Source organism: Alsobacter sp. P4_H11, from assembly GCF_056400925.1.
On sequence record NZ_JBFUKI010000005.1, the window covers coordinates 25,475 to 46,223 of the forward strand.

At 67.9% G+C, this 20,749-nt stretch carries 23 protein-coding genes; 16 read left to right on the forward strand and 7 right to left on the reverse strand.

The window, feature by feature from the left end; translation table 11 throughout:
• Positions 1-24: 24 nt before the first annotated feature.
• The 6 genes from AC1DSZ_RS09770 to AC1DSZ_RS09795 all read left to right on the forward strand — a co-directional run bounded on the left by AC1DSZ_RS09770 (position 25) and on the right by AC1DSZ_RS09795 (position 5,262).
• Complete coding sequence (locus tag AC1DSZ_RS09770; protein ID WP_476838178.1) at positions 25-978, forward strand: ABC transporter permease; 954 nt, start codon at positions 25-27, stop codon at positions 976-978.
• The gene (locus tag AC1DSZ_RS09775; RefSeq protein WP_476838179.1) at positions 975-1,883 is read left to right on the forward strand and encodes an ABC transporter permease; all 909 of its coding nucleotides are present in this window, start codon (positions 975-977) and stop codon (positions 1,881-1,883) included. Before AC1DSZ_RS09770 ends, AC1DSZ_RS09775 begins: the two co-directional genes overlap by 4 nt.
• Positions 1,880-2,941: an ABC transporter ATP-binding protein gene (locus AC1DSZ_RS09780; RefSeq protein ID WP_476838180.1), complete on the forward strand. Its 1,062-nt coding sequence runs from the start codon at positions 1,880-1,882 to the stop codon at positions 2,939-2,941. The genes AC1DSZ_RS09775 and AC1DSZ_RS09780 overlap by 4 nt, the downstream gene beginning before the upstream one ends.
• Complete coding sequence (locus AC1DSZ_RS09785) at positions 2,938-3,909, forward strand: ABC transporter ATP-binding protein (protein ID WP_476838181.1); 972 nt, start codon at positions 2,938-2,940, stop codon at positions 3,907-3,909. Before AC1DSZ_RS09780 ends, AC1DSZ_RS09785 begins: the two co-directional genes overlap by 4 nt.
• Before the next feature lie 9 nt (positions 3,910-3,918).
• On the forward strand, positions 3,919-4,563 hold the full coding sequence (locus tag AC1DSZ_RS09790) for an aspartate/glutamate racemase family protein (protein WP_476838182.1): 645 nt from the start codon (positions 3,919-3,921) through the stop codon (positions 4,561-4,563).
• Positions 4,564-4,632: 69 nt separating this feature from the next.
• Positions 4,633-5,262: a pyridoxamine 5'-phosphate oxidase family protein gene (locus tag AC1DSZ_RS09795; RefSeq protein WP_476838183.1), complete on the forward strand. Its 630-nt coding sequence runs from the start codon at positions 4,633-4,635 to the stop codon at positions 5,260-5,262.
• 50 nt (positions 5,263-5,312) lie between these two features.
• On the opposite strand, the gene AC1DSZ_RS09800 is transcribed toward AC1DSZ_RS09795, so the two are convergent.
• A complete protein-coding gene (locus AC1DSZ_RS09800; protein WP_476838184.1) occupies positions 5,313-5,594 on the reverse strand; it encodes a DUF3297 family protein in 282 nt (93 codons plus the stop codon).
• Between the two features lie 279 nt (positions 5,595-5,873).
• Here AC1DSZ_RS09800 and AC1DSZ_RS09805 point away from each other — a divergent pair, with 279 nt between their 5' ends.
• Positions 5,874-6,653 (forward strand): enoyl-CoA hydratase/isomerase family protein, encoded by a 780-nt coding sequence (locus AC1DSZ_RS09805; protein WP_476838185.1) that lies wholly within the window; start codon positions 5,874-5,876, stop codon positions 6,651-6,653.
• Between the two features lie 183 nt (positions 6,654-6,836).
• Positions 6,837-7,370 (forward strand): GAF domain-containing protein, encoded by a 534-nt coding sequence (locus AC1DSZ_RS09810; protein WP_476838186.1) that lies wholly within the window; start codon positions 6,837-6,839, stop codon positions 7,368-7,370.
• 6 nt (positions 7,371-7,376) lie between these two features.
• Here AC1DSZ_RS09810 and AC1DSZ_RS09815 read toward each other — a convergent pair whose 3' ends face one another.
• Entirely contained in the window at positions 7,377-7,628 is a 252-nt protein-coding gene (locus tag AC1DSZ_RS09815; protein ID WP_188517544.1) for a hypothetical protein, read from the reverse strand.
• 244 nt (positions 7,629-7,872) lie between these two features.
• Here AC1DSZ_RS09815 and AC1DSZ_RS09820 point away from each other — a divergent pair, with 244 nt between their 5' ends.
• Entirely contained in the window at positions 7,873-9,069 is a 1,197-nt protein-coding gene (locus tag AC1DSZ_RS09820; RefSeq protein WP_476838488.1) for an ABC transporter substrate-binding protein, read from the forward strand.
• Positions 9,070-9,169: 100 nt separating this feature from the next.
• Here the strand turns inward: AC1DSZ_RS09820 and AC1DSZ_RS09825 are convergent, their stop codons facing one another.
• Both AC1DSZ_RS09825 and AC1DSZ_RS09830 read right to left on the reverse strand, forming a co-directional pair.
• Positions 9,170-9,934 (reverse strand): hypothetical protein, encoded by a 765-nt coding sequence (locus tag AC1DSZ_RS09825; RefSeq protein ID WP_476838187.1) that lies wholly within the window; start codon positions 9,932-9,934, stop codon positions 9,170-9,172.
• Between the two features lie 24 nt (positions 9,935-9,958).
• The gene (locus tag AC1DSZ_RS09830; RefSeq protein WP_476838188.1) at positions 9,959-11,266 is read right to left on the reverse strand and encodes a TAXI family TRAP transporter solute-binding subunit; all 1,308 of its coding nucleotides are present in this window, start codon (positions 11,264-11,266) and stop codon (positions 9,959-9,961) included.
• A 248-nt stretch (positions 11,267-11,514) separates the two neighbouring features.
• On the opposite strand from AC1DSZ_RS09830, the gene AC1DSZ_RS09835 reads away from it, so the two are divergent.
• A complete protein-coding gene (locus AC1DSZ_RS09835; protein ID WP_476838189.1) occupies positions 11,515-12,039 on the forward strand; it encodes a DUF4142 domain-containing protein in 525 nt (174 codons plus the stop codon).
• A gap of 62 nt (positions 12,040-12,101) precedes the next feature.
• Here the strand turns inward: AC1DSZ_RS09835 and AC1DSZ_RS09840 are convergent, their stop codons facing one another.
• Positions 12,102-12,716: a cysteine hydrolase family protein gene (locus AC1DSZ_RS09840; protein ID WP_476838190.1), complete on the reverse strand. Its 615-nt coding sequence runs from the start codon at positions 12,714-12,716 to the stop codon at positions 12,102-12,104.
• A 7-nt stretch (positions 12,717-12,723) separates the two neighbouring features.
• Positions 12,724-14,766, reverse strand: coding sequence for an NAD(+) synthase (locus tag AC1DSZ_RS09845; protein ID WP_476838191.1), 2,043 nt, complete (start codon positions 14,764-14,766; stop codon positions 12,724-12,726).
• A gap of 232 nt (positions 14,767-14,998) precedes the next feature.
• Between AC1DSZ_RS09845 and AC1DSZ_RS09850 the strand changes: the two genes are divergently transcribed.
• The 3 genes from AC1DSZ_RS09850 to AC1DSZ_RS09860 all read left to right on the forward strand — a co-directional run bounded on the left by AC1DSZ_RS09850 (position 14,999) and on the right by AC1DSZ_RS09860 (position 16,955).
• A complete protein-coding gene (locus AC1DSZ_RS09850) occupies positions 14,999-15,952 on the forward strand; it encodes an aldo/keto reductase (protein ID WP_476838192.1) in 954 nt (317 codons plus the stop codon).
• Between the two features lie 105 nt (positions 15,953-16,057).
• Positions 16,058-16,384, forward strand: a complete 327-nt coding sequence (locus tag AC1DSZ_RS09855; RefSeq protein WP_476838193.1) for a diacylglycerol kinase — start codon at positions 16,058-16,060, stop codon at positions 16,382-16,384.
• Positions 16,385-16,409: 25 nt separating this feature from the next.
• Positions 16,410-16,955: a hypothetical protein gene (locus AC1DSZ_RS09860; protein ID WP_476838194.1), complete on the forward strand. Its 546-nt coding sequence runs from the start codon at positions 16,410-16,412 to the stop codon at positions 16,953-16,955.
• A gap of 3 nt (positions 16,956-16,958) precedes the next feature.
• Here the strand turns inward: AC1DSZ_RS09860 and acpA are convergent, their stop codons facing one another.
• Positions 16,959-18,464: an acid phosphatase gene (gene acpA / locus AC1DSZ_RS09865; RefSeq protein ID WP_476838195.1), complete on the reverse strand. Its 1,506-nt coding sequence runs from the start codon at positions 18,462-18,464 to the stop codon at positions 16,959-16,961.
• Between the two features lie 154 nt (positions 18,465-18,618).
• Between acpA and AC1DSZ_RS09870 the strand changes: the two genes are divergently transcribed.
• The 3 genes from AC1DSZ_RS09870 to AC1DSZ_RS09880 are packed head-to-tail and all read left to right on the forward strand — an operon-like array spanning position 18,619 to position 20,723.
• Positions 18,619-19,062: an NUDIX hydrolase gene (locus AC1DSZ_RS09870; protein ID WP_476838196.1), complete on the forward strand. Its 444-nt coding sequence runs from the start codon at positions 18,619-18,621 to the stop codon at positions 19,060-19,062.
• A 9-nt stretch (positions 19,063-19,071) separates the two neighbouring features.
• Positions 19,072-19,716 (forward strand): DUF47 domain-containing protein, encoded by a 645-nt coding sequence (locus AC1DSZ_RS09875; RefSeq protein WP_476838197.1) that lies wholly within the window; start codon positions 19,072-19,074, stop codon positions 19,714-19,716.
• A 2-nt stretch (positions 19,717-19,718) separates the two neighbouring features.
• Positions 19,719-20,723 (forward strand): inorganic phosphate transporter, encoded by a 1,005-nt coding sequence (locus AC1DSZ_RS09880; protein WP_476838198.1) that lies wholly within the window; start codon positions 19,719-19,721, stop codon positions 20,721-20,723.
• Positions 20,724-20,749 lie beyond the last annotated feature (26 nt).

The window sequence follows — 20,749 nt, forward strand, 5'->3', positions numbered from 1 at the left end:
CCCCCGCCAAGGCCGGACGCCCCCATGCTGCTCTACATCCTGAAGCGCATCCTCTACGTGCTGCCGGTCGCGATCGGCGTCAGCATCGTCTGCTTCCTGCTCGTGCACATCACGCCGGGCGATCCGCTCACGGCCGTGCTGCCGGTGGACGCGACGCTTGAGCTGCAGCAGCAGATGCGGGCGCTTTACGGCTTCGACAAGCCGCTTCCGGTGCAATACGGGCTCTGGATCTGGCGCGTCGTCCAGGGCGACCTCGGCGCCTCCATCGCGACCGGGCGGCCGGTGACATCCGAGGTGTTCAACGCCGTCAAGAACTCGCTCGCGCTGGCGGCCGCCGCCACACTGATCGGCTTCGTGGCCGGCGCCGGGCTCGGCATTCTGGCCGGCTATTTCCGGGGCGGCTGGGTGGACCGGGTCGCGTCCTTCGTGTCGGTCCTGGGCGTCAGCGTCCCGCACTACTGGCTCGGCATGGTGCTGGTGATCATCTTCTCGGTGCAGCTCGGCTGGCTGCCCGCCACCGGCGGCGGGCCGCAGGGCTCCGCCAGCCGTTCCTGGGATTGGGACTACCTGCGCTTCCTGGTGCTGCCGGCCGTCACCATGTCGGTGATCCCGATGGGCATCATCGCCCGCACCGTGAAGGCGCTGGTGGGCGAGATCCTGAACCAGGAATTCGTCAACGCGCTGGCCGCCAAGGGCCTCACCGAGCGCGGCGTATTCCGGCATGTGATCAAGAACGCGGCCCCGACGGCTTTCGCGGTGATGGGACTGCAATTGGGCTACCTGCTCGGCGGGTCGATCCTGATCGAGACCGTGTTCTCGTGGCCGGGCACCGGCTTCCTGCTGAACGCAGCCATCTTCCAGCGCGACCTGCCGCTGCTGCAGGGCTCGATTCTGGTGCTGGCGCTGTTCTTCGTGTTCCTGAACCTGACGGTCGACATTCTCCAGGCCGCCATCGATCCGCGGGTGCAACGCGCATGAGCCTCAGCGCCGCCATTGGGCAGAACCCCAGCCCCTCCCCGGTCGCGGACGCCGCCGTGGTCCGCTCGCCCGGCTACTGGACCGGCGTGCTGCGCCGGCTGTCGCGCGATCCCGTCGCGATGACGGCGTTGGCCGTGATCGTCCTGTTGCTGCTGATGGCGATCTTCGCGCCCTGGATCGCGCCGGCCGACCCCTCCAAGGGCTCGATGCTACGGCGGCTGAAACCGATCGGCTTTCCGGGCTATCCGCTCGGAGCGGACGAACTCGGCCGCGACATGCTCTCGCGGCTCATCCACGGTGGACGGCTATCGCTGCTGATGGGCGTGACCCCTGTGCCGATCGCCTTCGTGATTGGCTCAATGCTGGGCATCACGGCCGGCTATGTCGGCGGCCTGACCAATACGCTGATCATGCGCACCGTGGACGTATTTTACGCCTTTCCGTCGGTGCTGCTGGCCGTGGCGCTCTCGGGCGCGCTCGGGGCCGGGCTCACCAACGCGCTGGTGTCGCTCACGCTCGTGTTCGTGCCTCCGATCGCGCGGGTCGCCGAGAGCGTCACCACGCAGGTGCGCGGGCTGGACTACATCGACGCCGCGCGCGCCTCAGGGGCTAAAGCGGGGTCCATCATCCGCGTGCACGTGCTCGGCAACGTGCTCGGGCCGATCTTCGTCTACGCGACCAGCCTCGTGTCGGTATCGATGATTCTCGCGTCCGGCCTGTCGTTCCTGGGCCTCGGCGTGCGCCCGCCGGAGCCCGAATGGGGCCTGATGCTGAACACGCTGCGCACCGCGATCTACACGCAGCCAATGGTGGCGGCGCTGCCGGGCGTGATGATCTTCATCACGTCGATCGCCTTCAACATGGTCTCGGACGGGCTGCGCAGCGCCATGGACGTGAAGTCATGATCATCGGCGAACCCGCCTTTCTGCCGGACGACCCGGATCGCGGCGGCCCGGCCCAGCCGCTGCTCAGCGTGCGCGACCTCGTCAAGCACTTCCCGGTGAAGGGCAAGGGCCTGTTCGGCAAGGGCGCGGTGGTGCGCGCGGTGGACGGCGTGTCGTTCGACATCCGCAAGGGCGAGACGCTCGGCGTCGTCGGCGAGAGCGGCTGCGGAAAGTCGACGACGGCGCGACTGCTGATGCACCTGATCAAGGCCGACGCCGGCGAGATGGTGTTCGACGGCGAGAAGGTCGGGGCCGACCTCGACCTCACCGCCTATCGCCGCCAGGTCCAGATGGTGTTCCAGGACAGCTACGCGTCCTTGAACCCGCGCCTCACCATCGAGGATTCCATCGCCTACGGGCCGCAGGTGCATGGCGTGCCGGCCGCGAAGGCGCGCGCCAGGGCGCATGACCTCTTGGCGCGCGTCGGGCTGGAGCCCGGGCGCTTCGCGGGCAGGTACCCGCATGAGCTCTCGGGCGGGCAGCGCCAGCGCATCAACATCGCGCGCGCGCTCGCGCTCGAGCCCCGCCTCGTGATCCTCGACGAGGCTGTGTCGGCGCTGGACAAGTCCGTGGAGGCGCAGGTGCTGAACCTGCTGCAGGACCTGAAGGACGAGTTCGGGCTCACCTACGTGTTCATCTCGCATGACCTGAACGTCGTGAAGTTCATCGTCGACCGCGTGATGGTGATGTATCTCGGCAAGGTCGCGGAGATCGGCGAAGGCCCGGCCGTGTTCGGCGCGCCGCGCCATCCCTATACGGCGGCCCTGCTCGCCTCCATGCCGAAGATGGATCCGGACGCGCGCAGCACCGAGGCGCCGCTCACGGGCGATCCGCCCAATCCCATCAATCCGCCAAGCGGCTGCCGCTTCCATACGCGCTGCGCCTTCGCGGAGCCGGTCTGCTCGGCCAAGGAGCCGCCGCTGGCGGCGATAGAGGGCCTGCAGGAGGCCGCCTGCCTGATGGCGCTGCCGGGCTCCGGCCACAGCCGCGCGCCCGCTCTCGCGGAGGCCGCCGCATGACCGACGCCGTCGCGATCGAAAACCTGAGCGTCACCTTCACGGGCGGCTCCAAGCCGGTGCGCGCCGTGGACGGCGTGTCGCTGTCGCTGGCCCAGGGCGAGGTGCTGGCGCTGCTGGGCGAATCCGGCTCGGGCAAGAGCGTCACGCTGCGCTCGCTCCTGCGCCTGCACCCGCCCAGGCGCTCGCTCATGACCGGCGCGATCCGGGTCGGCGGCCGCGACGTGCTGGCGCTGTCGCCGGGCGAACTCGCCGATTTCCGCGGCGGCACGGTCTCGATGATCTTCCAGGAGCCCATGCTGGCGCTGGACCCGGTCTACACCGTCGGCGCCCAGATCACCGAGGCGATCCGCCGGCACGAAAAGATCTCCGCCGCGGACGCGCGCCAACGCGCGCTGGCGCTGTTCGAGCGCGTGCGCATCCCCTCGCCCGATCGCCGGCTGGACGCCTACCCGCACGAGATGTCGGGCGGCATGCGCCAGCGCGCCATGATCGCGCTCGCGCTGGCGTGCCGGCCGAGCGTGCTCTTGGCCGACGAGCCCACCACGGCGCTCGACGCCACGGTGCAAATCCAGATCCTGCTGCTGCTGCGCGAACTGCAGCGCGAGCTCGGGCTGTCGATCATCTTCGTCACCCACGACATCGGCGTGGCGGTGGAGATCGCCGACCGGATCGCCGTGATGTATGCGGGGCGCGTGGTGGAAAGCGGCTCCGTGCGCGACGTCATCCGCTCGCCCCGGCACCCCTATACGCGCGGTCTCCTCGCCTCGCGGGTCGAGCGGGCCCAAAAGGGCGACCGGCTGGAGACAATTCCGGGCTCGCCGCCGGATCTCACGGCCCTGCCGCCCGGCTGCGCCTTTGCGCCGCGCTGCTCGCTCGCCGCACCGCAATGCCGCGAGATCGTGCCGCCATTGGCCGAGGTCGGCGTGGCGCACGCGGCGGCGTGCATCCGGGTCGCCGAGACGGTGTAGCTTCGGGCGATGCGCATCCTGCTCGTGAACCCGAACACAAACGCTGCGACCACGGCCGCCATGGTGGCGATCGCCAAGGAGGCCGCCGGCGCCGCCGCGACGATCACCGGCGTCACGGCCCCGAGCGGGCCGCCGCTCATCACCAGTGAGGACGCGCTTGTGGCCGCCGCGCTGACGGTGGCCGGCATGGCGGACGCGATCGCGTCCCTCGCTCCGGACGCCGTGATCGTGTCGGCCTTCGGCGATCCCGGCCTGGCCGCGCTGCGGACCGCGCTTCCCATGAAGGTGGTCGGGATCGGCGAGGCGGCGTTCCGGGCCGCGCCGCCAGGGGAGCCGGTAGCCGTGGTGACGACCACGCCCGATCTCGTTCAATCGATCAGCGCCATGGGCCGCACCTATCGGGGCGACGCGTTTCTCGGCGTGTTCCTGACGCCCGGCGAGCCCGCCACCCTGATGGCGGATGCATCCGCGTTGCGGGAGGCGCTCTACCGAGCCTGCGGGGACGCCCAGCAGGCGGGCGCACGGGCGATCATTATCGGCGGCGGCCCGCTGGCCGCGGCCGCACGGAGCCTCCGCAACGAGGTGTCGGCGCGCCTCCTGGAGCCCATTCCGGAAGCCGTCAGGTTGGCGATCTCGGTCATCGAAGAGTCATAAACGGGGTCGGCGCTTGCGGGCGACGTTGCGGTCGGGTTCAACGGAGCGGCCCCCTGCCGGAGTTCGCCCATGCCGCCCCTCGATCCCGCCTTCTTCGTCGAGACCGTCGCCGATCTGGAGGCGCTCTATGGCGCGCCGGGGGCGGCATCCACCGCCAAGGTGGCGGACCGGATCACGCCGCACTACCGCGCGCTGCTGGAAAGCTCGCCCTTCTGCGCGCTCGCGACGAGCGGCCCCGAAGGGCTCGACTGTTCGCCTCGCGGCGACGTGCCTGGTTTCGTGCGCATTCACGACGACCGCACGCTGCTGATGCCGGATCGGCGCGGCAACGACAGGATCGATTCGCTACGCAACATCGTGCGCGACCCGCGCGTCGGCCTGCTGTTCCTGATCCCCGGCCTCGGCCACACTTTACGGGTGAACGGCCGCGCCCGCATCAGCAAGGAGCCGGCGCTGCTCGAAAGCTTCGCGCAGGACGGCAAGGCGCCGCGCAGCGTGATCGTGATCGGCGTGGAGGAGGTCTATTTCCAGTGCGCCCGCGCCATCGTGCGGTCGCAGCTCTGGAACCCGGAGCGGCGCGTCGATCCCGCGAGCCTGCCAACGCCCGGGCAGATCCTCGCCGGCATGACGGATGGCGCTGTCGGGGGCGACGCCTATGACCGCGAGTGGCCCGAGCGCGCCCGCAAGACCATGTGGTGACGTGGCGGGCGTCTCTGCGCCACCGCGGCGCGCGCCCGCCTGAACGAGCGTCAGCCCTGGCCTTCCTCGGCCGGCGCAGCGGCGTCCTCGACGGCGGGGCCGTTGTAGTACGGCTCGACCGGCCCCTTCAGCTTGATGGTCATCGGGTTGCCGAAGCGGTCCTTGGTGTTCCCGACGCTCAGGCGCACCCAGCCTTCGCTGACGCAGTATTCCTCGACGTTGGTCTTGTCGACGCCCTTGAAGCGAATGCCGACGCCGCGGCCCAGCACGGCTTCGTTGTAATAGGGGCTCTTGGGGTCGACCGAGAGGCGGTCGGGAAGGCTGTCGGCCATGGTGGTGAACTCCTTGCGTGTGGGCGCAGACCTATCCAAATGCGGGCGCGAGGACAATCCGTCGGGGACCATCAACTTTTTTCACCATGCGCTGGAACCGCGGACAGTGCGGGACGTTATCGGTCCGCAAGCTGAGAATGCCCCCTCCAGATTGCACGAAGCCCTCGCGAGCTCCAAAGCTTTCGGGGGCTTCTTCTTTTTGGCCTCGGCTTTCTCGCTTCGTTTCTCGCCGCCCTTTTGGCGTGCTAACCAGCCGTTCGGACGAGCTGGAGAAAACGGATGTCGGACGAAATTCTTTATTCGGTCGAGGACGGCGTCGCGCGTCTGGTTCTCAATCGTCCGGCGTCCCGCAACGCCCTCACTTTCGAGATGTATGAGCGGCTCGCCGAAATCTGCTCCTCGCTGAGCGGCCAGACGGACGTGCGGGCCCTCGTGATTACGGGCGCCGGCGACAAGGCCTTCGCGGCCGGCACCGACATCGCGCAATTCAGGGCGTTCTCGACGCCCGAGGACGCGATTGAGTATGAGAGCAAGATCGAGCGAGTTCTGTCCGCGCTGGAGGATTGCCCGGTCCCCACCATCGCGGCCATCGCGGGCGCGTGCACGGGCGGAGGGGCGGCCATCGCGGCCTGTTGCGATCTGCGCATCGCGGCCTCGAACGCCCGGTTCGGATTTCCGATCGCGCGCACGCTCGGCAACTGCCTTTCGGTCGGCAACTATGCACGGCTGGCGGCGCTGATCGGCCCCGCCCGGGTCAAGGACCTCATTTTCACGTCGCGGCTCGTGGACGCCGCCGAGGCCAAGGCCATCGGCCTCGTCACGGAGCTGGTCGAGGATGTCGCCGCCCTCCCCTCGCGCGCAGACGCCCTCGCGCGACTGGTCGCCGGTCAGGCTCCGTTAACGCTGCGAGCGACAAAGGAGGCTCTGTCGCGCATTCGGCGGGCGTCGGCCGGGGCGGCCGGCGATGATCTGGTCGTCCTTTGCTACACGAGCGCTGATTTCAAGGAAGGCATTGAATCGTTTCTGGAAAAACGTCCTCCGCAGTGGAAGGGACGCTAACTTCAGCGTCTATGTCCAAAATTCAAAAGATCATGTCGCGTCGAATTGGCTGATCCGCTTGATAATTGTCTTCTTTTTTGACCAGTTCTATGCATAGCGGCGTATTTTTACGCACGGGATACACCGCATGGCGTAGCTCATGCCGACGTGACAAGGATCATACCTCGCAGTCGAGGATGATTGATGTATCCGGTTCCCGCCAACGAAACGGCTCGCCAAAAGGCGCTCGACCGCTTGGAGATCGTGGACACCAGCGCCTCCCCGGCGTTTGACCGCATCTGCCAGATTGCGCAGGAATACTTCCACGTTCCCATCGTGCTGGTGACGTTCATCGACAGCAACCGCGCCTGGGCCAAGGCCAAGATCGGGCTGCAGGCCTCCGTGCTGCGCCGTGAGGACGCGTTCTGCAGCCATACGATCATGGGCGACGACGTTCTGGTGATCCAGGACACGCTCCGGGATACGCGCTCGGCCAAGAACCCCTTCGTGGTCGGCCAGCCCCATATCCGCTTCTACGCCGGCGCTCCGATCGTGCCGTCGAGCGGGTGTCGGGTGGGCAGCGTCTGCATCATCGATACGAAGCCGCGCACGCTAAGCCGCGCCGAGACGATCGTGCTGCGCAACCTCGCCGACATCGCGGTGTCGGAACTCCGCCTGGTTCAGGCCGGCCGCGTCGCGCGCGAGATGCTGGCCGAAAAAGCCTGCATGGCGGGCTGAAATCGCTCAGGCGGCCTTGCGACGCGCCTGGTCGACGGCGAGGCGGATGCACGCGATCGCCTCCTCGATGCCCTTGGCCTGGGCCCCATAGGAATAGCTCGGCAGCTCCATCTGCTTGACCTCGCGCAGGATGCGCCGGTCGAGGTCGTCCGGGTCGCGTGCGCCGCCATCCGTGGCAGCCTCGAAAGCGACGCGAAGCGCCTCCATCATGGCCATGATCGTGACCGCGTCGGCTGCCAGAGTGGCGTCGCTTCGCATTGAACTCTCCACGCACGAACAGGCGGGCCCGGACCCGCTATGGGTCAAGTTGCAGCAGAAGCGTTGAACTTTCCCTTACCATGCTGGTGAACCGGCGCGCGCCGGACCTTGCGGCGCCGCACCGCCGACCCAGGATTTGCGCTCGGCAAGCGCGGCTAGAACGCCGCTTTCCGAATGCTCTTCCCTCGGGGCCGCGCTTTCGCCTACTCTTTCCGTCCCTTAGGGAGGGATTGAAACAATGAACATGAAAAAATGGCTGCTCAGCGCAGCGATGACGCTCGCGGCCGTATCGGCGCAGGCGCAGACTTCCGTGAAGATCGGCGTGCTGAACGACCGGTCCGGCCTCTACGCCGACATCACGGGTGAAGGCTCGGCCATCGCGGCCCGCATGGCGGTCGAGGACTTCAAGGCCGCCGACAAGGGCATCAAGGCCGAGATCGTCGTCGCCGACCACCAGAACAAGCCGGACATCGGCGCCGCGATCGCGCGGCAATGGTATGACCGCGACGGCGTCGACATGATCATCGACGTGCCGACCTCATCCGTCGCGCTGGCCGTATCGCAGATCACCAAAGAGAAGAACAAGGTCTACATCAATTCCGGCGGCGGCACGTCCGATCTCACCGGGGCGCAGTGCTCGCCGAACACCATCCACTGGACTTATGACACTTGGGCGCTCGCCAACGGCACCGGCACCGCCATGGTGCAGCGTGGCGGCAATACCTGGTTCTTCATCACGGCCGACTACGCCTTCGGGGCGGCGTTGGAGCGCGACGCCTCGGCGCTGGTCACCAAGGCGGGCGGCAAGGTCGTCGGCTCGGTGAAGCACCCGTTCCCGGGAACGGACTTCTCGTCCTTCCTGCTGCAGGCGCAAGCCTCGGGAGCCAAGGTGGTGGCGCTGGCCAACGCGGGCGGCGACACCATCAACTCGGTGAAGCAGGCGGCGGAGTTCGGCATCGTCAAGGGCGGCCAGAGCATTGCCGGCCTGCTGGTGTTCATCTCCGACGTGAAATCCCTCGGGCTGAACGTCGCGCAGGGGCTGGTGCTGACCGAGTCATTCTACTGGGACAACAACGACCAGACCCGCGCCTTCTCCAAGCGCTTCGCCGAGAAGAACAACGGCAAGATGCCCAGCATGGTGCAGGCCGGCGTCTACGCGGGCACGCTCCACTACCTGAAGGCGATCGAGGCCATGAAGGCCAAGGATGACGGCCTTAAGGTCATCAACAAGATGAAGGAAATGCCCACCGACGACCCGCTGTTCGGCAAGGGCTCGATCCGCCCGGACGGCCGCAAGCTGCACGACATGTACCTGTTCGAGGTCAAGAAGCCGTCCGAGTCCAAGGGCGAATGGGACCTCTACAAGACGCTCGCCACCATCCCGGCCGACAAGGCGTTCCGGCCGATGGCGGACGGCGGCTGCGCGTTCGTGAAGGGCTGATCAAGCCCTGCTCAACGATGTGAGAAGGGCTCCCTCTCGGCCGAGAGGGAGCCCTTTTTGATGGTGACCAGGGAGTTCAGGCCGCCAGGCCGCGCATTGCTTACGGACCGGCCTTCAGCGTGCGAGCCTTGTCGTACCAGGTGGCGGCCGCGGCGGCGTCGGGCTCGAGGCCGATCACCGGCAGCTTGGAAAGAACCTCGGGATCGAAGGTGCGTCCCATCGCGGTCGCGCCGCGGGCGTCTCCGGCAAGGGCGACCCGCTCGAAGTAGCGGCGGGCCGAGGCGATGTCGCCGGCTTTCAGCCGCGCCTCGCCACGCGCCAGCGATGACAGGACTTCCTGGGTGGACAGGTTGAGCGACCCCGTCGCGAGAGCGCCCACGGCCGCGGCGCCCGCTTTCTGGTCAGCCGTCATGGCCGGCGCGGGCGCCGACGGCGCGGGGCTCGCCGGCTCGGGCGGGGCCACGACGGACGCCACGGGCGGAGCAGCGGGCTCGGGAACAGCCGCCGCAGAAGGAGGCGCTGCAGGCGCAGCCATCTGATCGGCCGGCGTCGGCGATGTGGTCTGCGGCAGGGCGGCAACCGACGAAGGCTTCGGGGCCTGCGCAACCTCGGCGGGTTGTGGTTGCGAGGCAGGCGCGGCCGCCTGCCGATAGGACCCCAACCGATCGGCCTCGCCGGGCGCGAGCGCCTGCACGATCACGGTGGCGAGGCCCGCCGCCATGAGGGCGATCACGGCCGCACCCGCGAAGGGCTTCCAGGCGCCTTTCCGCTTCTTGCGCGCATGCGGAGCCTTTCTGGGCCCGCTGTTGCGCAGCCGCGCGGCTCCGATCGGGGCGTCGCGGTCGATGGCGTCAGGACTGAGCATTCAACTCCTCCTCGATCAGCCGGATCACTGCGCCGCCGAGGCGGCGCGCCGTGTCTTGATCTGGCTCTGCACCCACTGGTCGGCGGCCTTCAGCCGCCGCTTGCCGTCCACCACGGCGGCGAGGTTGGTCTCCTTCCACTTGGGATGGCGACCCTCCTTCAACAATTCAGGGAAACGCTCCATCAGGGCCCGGGAGCCGGCCGTGAGATCTTGCTGCCGCGGCGAACTCTCGCGCCACCACGGCGCGACGAGGATCGCGTCCACCGCCGCGGTCTCGATGCGCTCGCCCTCTCGCACGAGGCCCGGATAGTCGGCGCTGGAGAAGGAGGCGGGATCGTAGTTTTCGCCGAGCGCCGCATATGACACGGGCACGAGGTGCAGGCCCCCTGCTCCGCCCAACTCGGCGATCGGCGCGAAGGGCTTCGGAGCCAGCAGCATCACGGCCGCGATCCGGCCTTCCCGCAGGCTCGCGAGCGCCTCCGCGAGCGTTCCGCCAGCCGGGGTCACGTCGACGCCGCGCTGCGTCAACGCCGCGCGGGCGACGAGCTCGCTGTCGCCACCCGCCGCCCCGAGATAAACGGTCTTTCCGGCGAGATCCTCCAACGTCCGGACTTCGGATCCGGCGACGACGTGCAGTTCCTCGCCGAATAGCTTGGCGACGTAGACCAGCTTGGCGGCAGCCGGGCCTGCGTCGGCCAGCATGGGCGACGACACCACCGCCATGTCGACGCTCGGCAGGGACAGGAGGTCCTTCAGCGGCGCAGCCTTGCCGCGGACCGGTTCGATCCTGACCTTCGGGTCAAGCGCGGCGCCCAGGTCGGCAAGGATCGGGGCGAGCGCCTCGTCGGGGCCCATCAGGACGCCAAGGCGTGCGGGGCCGGCCTTCGCGGGCGCTGGCGCTTTGCCGGACGCAGCCCGCGAGGCTTCGGCGGCCGGCTGCGCGGCGCCGTCGTCTGGGGCGTTGCGGGCGGCCACAGGGGCATCGCGCACCGCCGACGTAGCGAGATCGTTGACGGAGGTCCCAGCGTTGCGGCGCGGCGCTTGGCCCACCGCACGGCGCACATGTTTCGGCTTCGCGGTCTCGAGAGCCAGCGGCGGTTGTCCGGTCGCCTGCGGCGGCGCGGCGGCCTGGCGCGCGCCCGGCGGATTGCGATCGCCGCCGATGCCGCGCACCAGCTGGCACAAGGCGTTGCAAGGCTCGGCCGCCGGCTGCTGGGTCGGCTGCGGGGTCGGCTGCGGGGCGGGTTGCTGGGCCGTGGCCTCACCGGCCGCAAAGGATGCCGCAGCGGCGATCATGGCGGCCGCGAGCGCAGCGCGAGCGGTCGTTTGCATGGTCCTGATCCTCGGATGCTACCCGCGTTCAGTGGCGTGTGAATCCGGCCAACTTGTGTCCAAGTGGTTGCGGAGGCTGGCTGTTCGCACACAGTCAAGCGAATTTCCGGCTTGAAGCGCGCCATATGGGACTTCGCGCAGCCCTCCGCCGCGACCCGAGGTCTCGCCCAGGAACCACCCCGCGCCAGCGCCGTTGCTTGCCACATCCGCCGCGCTCGCGGCCCAAAAGCAGCAAGGGAAACGTCATGATGAGCAACACAGTCACTCGCAACGCGCTCCTGGGCATGAGCGCCGCCGTCGCGCTGGGTCTCATGGGCGGCGCGGCCTTCGCGAAAGAGCCCGCCAGCAAGGCCTTCATCACCAAGGCCATCCAGGGCAACATGGCCGAGGTCTCCATGGGCCAGCTCGCGCAGCAAAACGGCCAGTCCGACGCCGTGAAGCAGTATGGGCAGATGCTGGCGACCGACCACGGCGCCGCCAACGAAAAGGCGCAGGCGGTGGCGCAGCAGATGAACGTCACGGTTCCGACCGAGCCTTCCAGGAAGCAGAAGGCCGACATGGCCAAGATGCAGAAGCTGAACGGCGCCGCCTTCGACAAGGCCTTCGCACAGCACGCCGTGATGGACCACAAGAAGGACATCGCCGAGTACACCAAGGCGTCGAAGATGAAGGGCGATCCGGCGGGCGACTACGCCAGCCAGACGCTTCCCGACCTGCAGAAGCATCTCGAAGCCGCCCAGGCCCTGCAGAAGGGCGGCGCGAAGAGCATGTAATTGGAAACTGGGGCGCGTCTCAGGGCGCGCCCCACTTCAGATGCGGGCGTGCGGCAGGGCCGCTAGCGCCATTCGCGCAAGATCACGTCCGTGGCAGCGGTCTCAACCTGCTGGCCGTAGCGCCGATGATAGAGCGTCATCATCGCGTCGTGCGTTTCGTCGGATGAACTGCACAGCGCGTCCGTGGCGACGACGACGCGATAGCCGCGGTCCACCGCGCCCAGCACCGCCGCGAGCACGCACACGTCCGTCTCGCCGCCGCTGACCACGACCGTGTCGGCTTTCATGTCCCGCAGCACGCCTTCGAGCCCGGCGTCGATCCAGGGCGAGTAGACCCTCTTGTCCAGCACCCGCGCGGGCGGGGCGAAGCGGCGCAGGTCGGGGACGAGGTCGACCATGTCGTCGCCGATGCGCTCCACGGTTACGTCGGCCCAGCGCTCGTAATAGCGTTTCCAGGTCCCCTCGCCTTCGCCCGGCCGTCGGGCCGGCACGAAACGGGTGAAGATCGTCCGTTCGGGCCGCGGCTCGACCAGGCGCGCGACCGCCGGCGTGACCCGGGTCATCCAGGGCGTCCGCCAGGGCGTGTCCTCGGCGAACAGGCGTTGCATGTCGACGCAGAGATGGACGGTGGTGTCGGGCCTCAGGGGGCCGTAGCGCAGCGCGTCATCTTCGGACATGCAAGACCTACTCCTTGGGAACGTTGCGTTCGAGTTCCGCCAGCCAGGCGTCGGCATTGCCGTCCGACGGCGCCCGCCAGTCGCCGCGCGGCGACAGCGAGCCGCCCGCCACCACCTTGGGCCCGTTCGGCATGGCCGAGCGCTTGAACTGGCTGAAGGCGAAGAAGCGGCGCAGGAAGACCTCCAGCCAGCGGCGGATCTCCGGCAGCCCGTGCGCCCGGCGGCGATCGTCCGGGAAGCCGGGCGGCCAGGCTCCGGCCTCCGCGTCACCCCAGGCGTGCAGCGCCATGAAGGCGATCTTGGATGGCCGGAAGCCATAGCGCAGCGTGTAGAACAGGTTGAAGTCCTGCAGCTCGTAGGGCCCGACCTTGGCCTCCGTGCTCTGCGGCTTCTCGCCGGCCTCCACGGGCACCAGCTCGGGCGAAATCTCGGTCCCCAGGATTGCGTCCAGCGTCTTGCCGACGTTGTCGTCGAACTGGCCTGACGCGATGACCCAGCGGATCAGATGCTGGATCAGCGTCTTGGGCACGCCGGCGTTGACGTTGTAGTGGGACATCTGGTCCCCCACCCCGTAGGTGCACCAGCCGAGGCCGAGTTCCGAGAGGTCGCCGGTGCCGATCACCATGCCATCATTGTGATTGGCGAGCCGGAACAGGTAGTCGGTCCGCAAGCCCGCCTGAACGTTCTCGAAGGTGACGTCGTAAACGGCCTCGCCTCTCGCGAAAGGGTGGTCCAGATCGGCCAGCATCTGGCGGGCGGCGGGGCGGATGTCGAGCTCGCTCCAGGTCACTCCCAGCGAGGACATCAGCGCGATGGCGTTGGTCTTCGTTTCATCGCCCGTGGCGAAGCCCGGCATCGTGTAGGCTAGGATGTCAGTGCGAGGGCGCTTCAGCAGGTCCATCGCCTTGGCGACGACGATCAGCGCCTGGGTGGAATCCAGCCCTCCCGAAACCCCGATCACGGCCCGCTTGACGCCCGAGGCCTTGAGCCTTTGCACGATGCCGGCGACCTGGATGTTGTAGGCTTCGTAGCAGTCCTGCGCGAGGCGCTCCGGGTCGGCTGGCACGAACGGGAAGCGCTCGACCCGGCGCATGAAGCCGCAGTCTTCGGCGTGAGGCTCCACCGCGAAGCCGATCCGGCGAAACGCGATGGCGCCGCCGGCCAGCCCGCGATTGTCATCGAACGTGCCCTGCCGGGCGCGCTCCTGCCGCAGGCGATCGAGATCGACATCGGCGAGCACGAACTGCGCGCCCTCTGGAAAACGCGCGCTCTCGGCCAGCAGGGCGCCATTCTCATAGATCGAGGTCTGGCCGTCCCAGGCGAGATCGGTGGTCGACTCGCCCGCTCCGGCGGCCGCATACAGATAAGCGGCAAGGCAGCGCGCCGATTGCGATGCGCAAAGCTGCGCCCGCGTCTCGGCCTTCGCGATGGTGATGTTGCTGGCCGAGAGGTTGGCCAGCACGGTCGCGCCCGCCAGCGCGCCGAAGCCGCTGGGCGGCGCCGGCACCCACAGGTCCTCGCAGATCTCCGCGTGCACCACGAGGCCGGGCACGTCATGCGCGTCGAACAGGAGGTCCGGCCCGAAGGCGGCGTCCTGCCCGGCCAGCGTGATCATGCCGCCATCCGTGTCGAGACCGGACGCAAACCAGCGGCGCTCGTAGAACTCGCGGTAGTTCGGCAGGTGGACCTTTGGAACGACGCCGAGCAGCCGGCCTCGCTGGACCGCGAGCGCGCAGTTGTAGAGGCGGCCCTCCCAGCGCAGCGGCGCGCCGACGAGTAAAAGAGGACGGAGGTCCTGCGAGCCCTCGATCAACGCCTCGACCGCGGCCTCGACGGCGTCCAGGAGCGTGTCCTGCAGAAACAGATCGTCGATCGAGTAGCCGGACAGCGCGAGCTCCGGAAACACCGCCACGGCTGCGTTCTGGTCGTGGACCTGCCGGGCGACCTCCAGGATCCGCTCCGCATTCGTGAGCGGGTCGCCCAGACGAGTCACCGTCGTGCAGGCCGCCACGCGTGCGAAGCCGTGCCGGTAGATGGAGCGGAATTCCATGGTCGTCATCCCGTTTTGAAGCCGCGCAGGCGGCTCTCGGTTCCGAACCCGCGGCGCCGCGCACCGAACCGCGCAGGGCGCGGCGCCGTCGCGACCGAACATATGCTCAAACTGAGCAAAAGATTATAGTGGCGACCCACGTGGATGAGAAGCGACGGCGCCCCATTTTGTGCGGCGCGCGCGTTGTGCCCCCGCTATGGTTCGCGCCGCCGATCAGAAAAGGACAATTTGCATGGAAACCCGCACCCTTGGCCGCTCAGACATCGCCGTTCCGCCGCTGTGCCTGGGCGGCAACGTGTTCGGCTGGACCATCGACGAGGCGCGCTCCTTCGAGGTGCTGGACGCCGCTTTCGCGGCCGGCCTGACGTTCATCGACACGGCCGACGTTTACTCGCGCTGGGCCGAGGGGCATGTGGGCGGCGAATCCGAGACCATCATCGGCAAGTGGATGAAGGCGCGCGGCAATCGTGACCGCATCGTGCTGGCCACCAAGGTCGGCATGGACATGGGCGACGGCAAGGTCGGGCTGAAGCCCGCTTATATCCGGCAGGCCGTGGAGGATTCGCTGCGTCGCCTTCAGACGGACCGCATCGACCTCTACCAGTCGCACAAGGACGACCTGGACACGCCGCAGGCCGAGACGCTCGGCGCCTATGCGGAGCTCGTGAAGGCCGGCAAGGTGCGCATCATCGGGGCGAGCAACTACTCGCCGGAGCGGTTCTCGGAGGCGCTGACGCTCTCCGAGCAGCACGGCCTGCCGCGCTACGAGACGATGCAGCCGGAGTACAACCTCTATACCCGGGCGGACTACGAGAATGGCCTCGAGCCCGTGTGCCTCGCCAACCAGGTGAGCGTGATCCCGTTCTTTGGATTGGCGGCCGGGTTCCTCACCGGCAAGTACCGGTCGGAGGCGGATCTCGGCAAGAGCCCGCGCGGCGCGCGCAGCATCAGCCGCTACCTGAACGATCGCGGCTACCGCATCCTGGCGGCGCTGGACGCCGTGGCGGCCCGGCGCGCCGCGACGCCCGCCCGCGTGGCCCTGGCCTGGCAGATCGCGCGGCCCAGCATCACGGCCCCGATCGCGAGCGCGACCAGCGTCGAGCAGGTGAAGGAGCTCGCCGCCTCGATGAGCCTCAAGCTCGCCGCGCAGGACATCGCCGAACTGGACGCGGCGAGCGCCGGCTGAGCGGAATGTTAAGCTCAAGCTGCTTTGGTGATGCGCCGGGCGGTGGATCGTCCGGCGCAGTGCGAAGCGCCCGGGGGCGACATGGTGCGGTGGCGCTCAGCCTTCATGAACTCGATGCGCGGCTTTGGATGGGCGATCCGGAACGAGGCCTCCGTGCGCGAGGAGGTCGTGGCCCTGGTCGTGGGCTTGCCGCTTGCGTGGGCGATCGCGCCGGATTGGGCAGGCTGGTGTGTGCTGGTCGGCGCCATGGCCCTGCTGCTTGCGATAGAGCTTCTGAACACCGCGATCGAGAAGCTCGCCGACTTCGTGACCCTGGAGCACCGGCCGGCGATCGGCGTCGTGAAGGATCTCGGCAGCGCCGCCGTGTTCTGCATGCTGGCGCTCAACGCGGTTCTCTGGTTTGGCATGGCGGCCCGCAAGCTGCTGGCCTGAACCGAGCCGAGGAGCTTTCCCCCGCATGACGGCAACACCTCCGGAGCTGACGCGCAAGTCCGCTCTCATGCGAGTTTTGAGCTTTCTCATCGACGCCGTCGTCCTGCCTTTCGTTCTCGCCGACGAACTGCTCCGGCCGCTGTATCGGCCGCTGATCCGTCTCCTGAGCCGCCTGAAGTTCATGCGGTGGCTCGAACATGCGGTGGGCGCCCTGCCGCCCTACGGGGTGCTGGCCGCGTTCCTGGTGCCGTTCGTTCTGCTCGAGCCGCTCAAGATCCTGGGGTTCTATTGGCTCGGGACTGGTCATGTGCGGATCGCCATCCCGACGCTGATCCTGGGCCACGGCGCCAGCTTCGTGCTGGTGGAGCGCATCTACCAGGCAGGCCGCGACAAGCTGCTCACCATTGCGTGGTTCGCCCGCATCGCGCTCCTCGTGGAGCGCGTGCGCGACGTCGCGATGGCGTGGTTGCGCTCGCGGCCGGCCTGGATCGCCATCAAAAGCTACGCGGCCGCGACCCGGGTGCGGATCGCGGCCTTTTTCAGCCGGTTGAGAGCCCGTCGTTCGGCGTGACGCCTACTTGGCGTCGAAGACTTTCGCGAGCGAGTTGACGGCCTGCACGCGCGGGCTCGGCAGCGGTTCGAGATCGAAGCGCTCGGTGATTAGCTTGAGGATCGAGCCCGTGTCGTACTCGGTGTGGTCGATCAGGCCCTTCTTCACCAGCGGCGAAACCACCAGCGTCGGAACGCGCGTGGCCGGGCCGATAAAGTCGGCGCGTGCGCCGGCGGCGGGGCCGCTCGGCGGAGCGACGTGGTCGAAGAAGCCGCCATTCTCGTCATAGGTGATGATCAGGGCGTAGCTGTCCTTTATCGGGCTCTTGGCCAGGAGGTCGGCGATTCGCGCCACCTCGCCGTCGCCCTTGTCGAGCTCGGCGTATCCGGGGTGCTGGTTCAGCTTGCCGGACGGCTTGTAGAAAGTGACTGGAGGCAATGTCCCGGCCTGGATGTCGGCGTCGAGCTTGGCGACGTCCTTCAGATGCTTGCCGCGCTCGGCCAGCCCTTCCGGCGTGGTCGGGTCGAAGCGCTTCCAATATGCGAATGCCTGATGGTGCCACTGGAACCGGACTGATCCGGCGAGGTATTTCGATTCCTCTTCGGTCCGGTCCGTGCGGGCCGCGAGGTCGAACCCGCCCGAATACCAGGCAAAGTCGACGCCCTTGGCCGAGAGACGATCGCCGATGTTCGGGATTGTCTGGGCCGGCAGCAGGTTCGCGCCCTGGCCGCCATTGTTCAGAAACACTGACTGGATGGTGTTGACCGCGTAGTCGCCGTCCGCCACCGCCACGACGCGGTTGTCCTCGAAGTCGCCGGGCTTCTTGGGATCCGGCACGGGCCGGCCATCCGCGTCGAGCTTGGAGCGCTGCGCCTCGGGGGCTCCGTTCCAGACCGGCGCGCAGGCGCAGACGAGATAGATGTGGTTCAGGAACGAACCGCCAAAGGCGCCCATGAAGAAGTGGTCGAGCAGCGCGTTCTCACGCGCCAGCTTCCACAGAGTGGATTTCTCCATCGCCTCGCGGGAGTAGTAGCCCATCGAGAGGCCGCCGGCGTCCGAATAGGCCGCGAAAAGGTCGTTCTTGCCGCCGTTGATCTGGGTGCGGTTGGTGTAGAACCGATGCACGAGGTCGCGGGTGTTCACCGCCGTGCTGATCTCGGGCGCCATCTTGTCGATCGCGAATGGCGCATTCGGGCGATCGCCGAACGGCAGCTCGCGGATCTCCTTGGGATTGTCCGAGACGTCGAAGGGGCCCGTCTTGTGAGGCGGCGGCAGCTTGTCGTAGGGCTTGCCCGAGGCGTCGCGCTGCAGCGTCTGGCCCTTCGCGATGGCTTGCTCGATGCCCTCAGCGCCAGGAAACGTCCCGAACAGGTTGTCGAAGGACCGGTTCTCCAGAAACAACACCACCACGTGGCTGATCTTGTCGATGGGGCGGGTCGTTTGCGCCTGGGCGGCCGTGGCGCTGGCGGCGAGAACAGCCGCAAAGGCGGCGTGTTTTGCGAATGCGGCCTGCTTTGATTGGCGCTTCATCCTGTTCTCCTCCCGTTGCGGGATCGCGCGCCCCGCCTGTCCGCATCAAACAGCGAGCGCGGCCTCAGCGCTAGAGGCGTGTGATGAAACTCTTGCGACGGTTTCATGACAGTTTTCGATTGCCGGACTCGCAGTCCTGGCCTAGCACCCGGCCATGCCCGCGATGCAATTCGCCGCCCTGCCCTATCGTGTGATCGAGGGACGCGTCGAGGTTCTCCTCGTCACCTCCCGCGAGACGCGCCGCTGGGTGATCCCGAAAGGCTGGCCGATGCGCGGCAAGCAGCCGCATCAGGCCGCCGCCCGCGAGGCTTTCGAGGAAGCCGGCGTCAAGGGCGACGCCGCCCCTGAGGCGATCGGCGGCTTCACCTACTGGAAAAAGCTGCGCCGGAATCGTCTCCTCTGCACCGTCGAGGTGTTCGCGATGACGGTTTCGGCCGAGCTCAAGGTCTGGCCCGAGCGACGCCAGCGCAAGCGCCGGTGGTTCCCGGCCGCCGAAGCCGCCGAGCAGGTCGAGGAGCCGGGTTTGGCCGCCCTGATCCGCGATGTCCTGCCGGCGGTCGTCTCCAAGTTCCCGACGCCGCAACCCACTCTCGTCTAGGCGATCACCATGCTGAACTGGTTCAGAGCCCTCCTGCCCCGCGAAGATCGCTTCTTCACCCTGTTCGAGCAGCATTCGCTGACGCTGCAGAAGGGCGCCGACGCGCTCGCCAAGCTGCTGGAGGGCGGCGACGACGTGCCGCGCTGGTGCGCCGAGATCGTCAAGCACGAGAACGAGGCGGACGCGATCGCGCATGAGGTCATGCTGGCGGTGCGGCGCACCTTCATCACGCCGTTTGACCGGGGCGACATCAAGGACCTGATCCAGTCCATGGACGACGCCATCGACCAGATGCACGGGACCGCCAAGGCGATAACCCTGTACGAGCAGCGCGTATTCGATCCGCCGATGCGCGAGATGGCGGCCATTACGGTGGAATGCGCCCGGCTCACCATCGAGGCCGTGCCGCTGTTGCGGCGCATTGGCGAATACGCGGGCGCGATCAACACCTACGCGGAGCGCATCACCAAGCTGGAGGGCCGCTCGGACGAGTTGCACGACGAGGGGCTGCGCGACCTCTTCCGCCGCCATCGCGGCGGCGACGCCATGGCGTTCATCGTCGGAACCGAGATCTACAAGCACCTCGAGCGGGTGGTGGATCGTTTCGAGGACGTCGCCAACGAGATGAACGGCATCGTCATCGAGCACGTCTGAGCATGGACGCCCCCATCGCGCTCTCGCTGCTGATCGGCCTCATCGCGGTCGCGCTGCTGTTCGACTTCCTGAACGGCCTGCACGACGCCGCCAACTCGATCGCCACCATCGTGTCGACGCGGGTGCTGCGGCCTCGCTATGCTGTGTTCTGGGCGGCGTTCTTCAACTTCATCGCCTTCCTGTTCTTCGGCCTGCATGTCGCCCAGACGCTAGGGACCGGGATCATCGAGGTCAGCATCGTCACGCCGCGCGTGATCTTCGGCGCGCTGGTGGGCGCGATCACCTGGAACGTGATCACCTGGGTGCTCGGCATTCCTTCCAGCAGCTCGCACGCGCTGATCGGCGGCCTCGTGGGCGCAGGGCTGGCCAAGGCGGGCTTCAGCGCCGTGGTCTGGAGCGGCTTTGCAAAGACCGCCTCCGCGATCGTGCTGTCGCCGCTGGTCGGCTTCGTGCTGGCGCTGGTGCTGGTCCTCATCGTGTCCTGGATCTTCGTGCGCCAGACCCCGCTCGCGGTCGACAGCACGTTTCGGATCCTGCAGTTCGTCAGCGCCTCGCTGTACTCCCTCGGGCATGGCGGCAACGATGCGCAGAAGACCATGGGCATCATCGCGGTGCTGCTCTACTCGCAGGGCTACATGGAGGGCGGCTTCCACGTGCCGCTCTGGGTGGTGCTGTCCTGCCAGGCCGCCATGGCGATCGGCACGTTGTTCGGCGGTTGGCGCATCGTCCACACCATGGGCTCCAAGATCACCCGGCTGACGCCGATGCAGGGCTTTTGCGCCGAGACCGGCGGGGCGCTGACGTTGTTCCTGGCGACCTGGCTTGGCATCCCGGTGTCGACCACGCACACGATCACCGGTGCGATCGTGGGCGTCGGCGCCGCGAGGCGGGTGTCCGCCGTGCGCTGGAACGTGGCCAGCAATATCGTGGTGGCCTGGGTGGTGACCCTTCCAGCATCGGCGGCGATCAGCGCGCTGGCCTACTGGGCCGCTGGCCTGCTCGGCTGAGCAGGTTGTCTTAGCAGCGGCTTAAC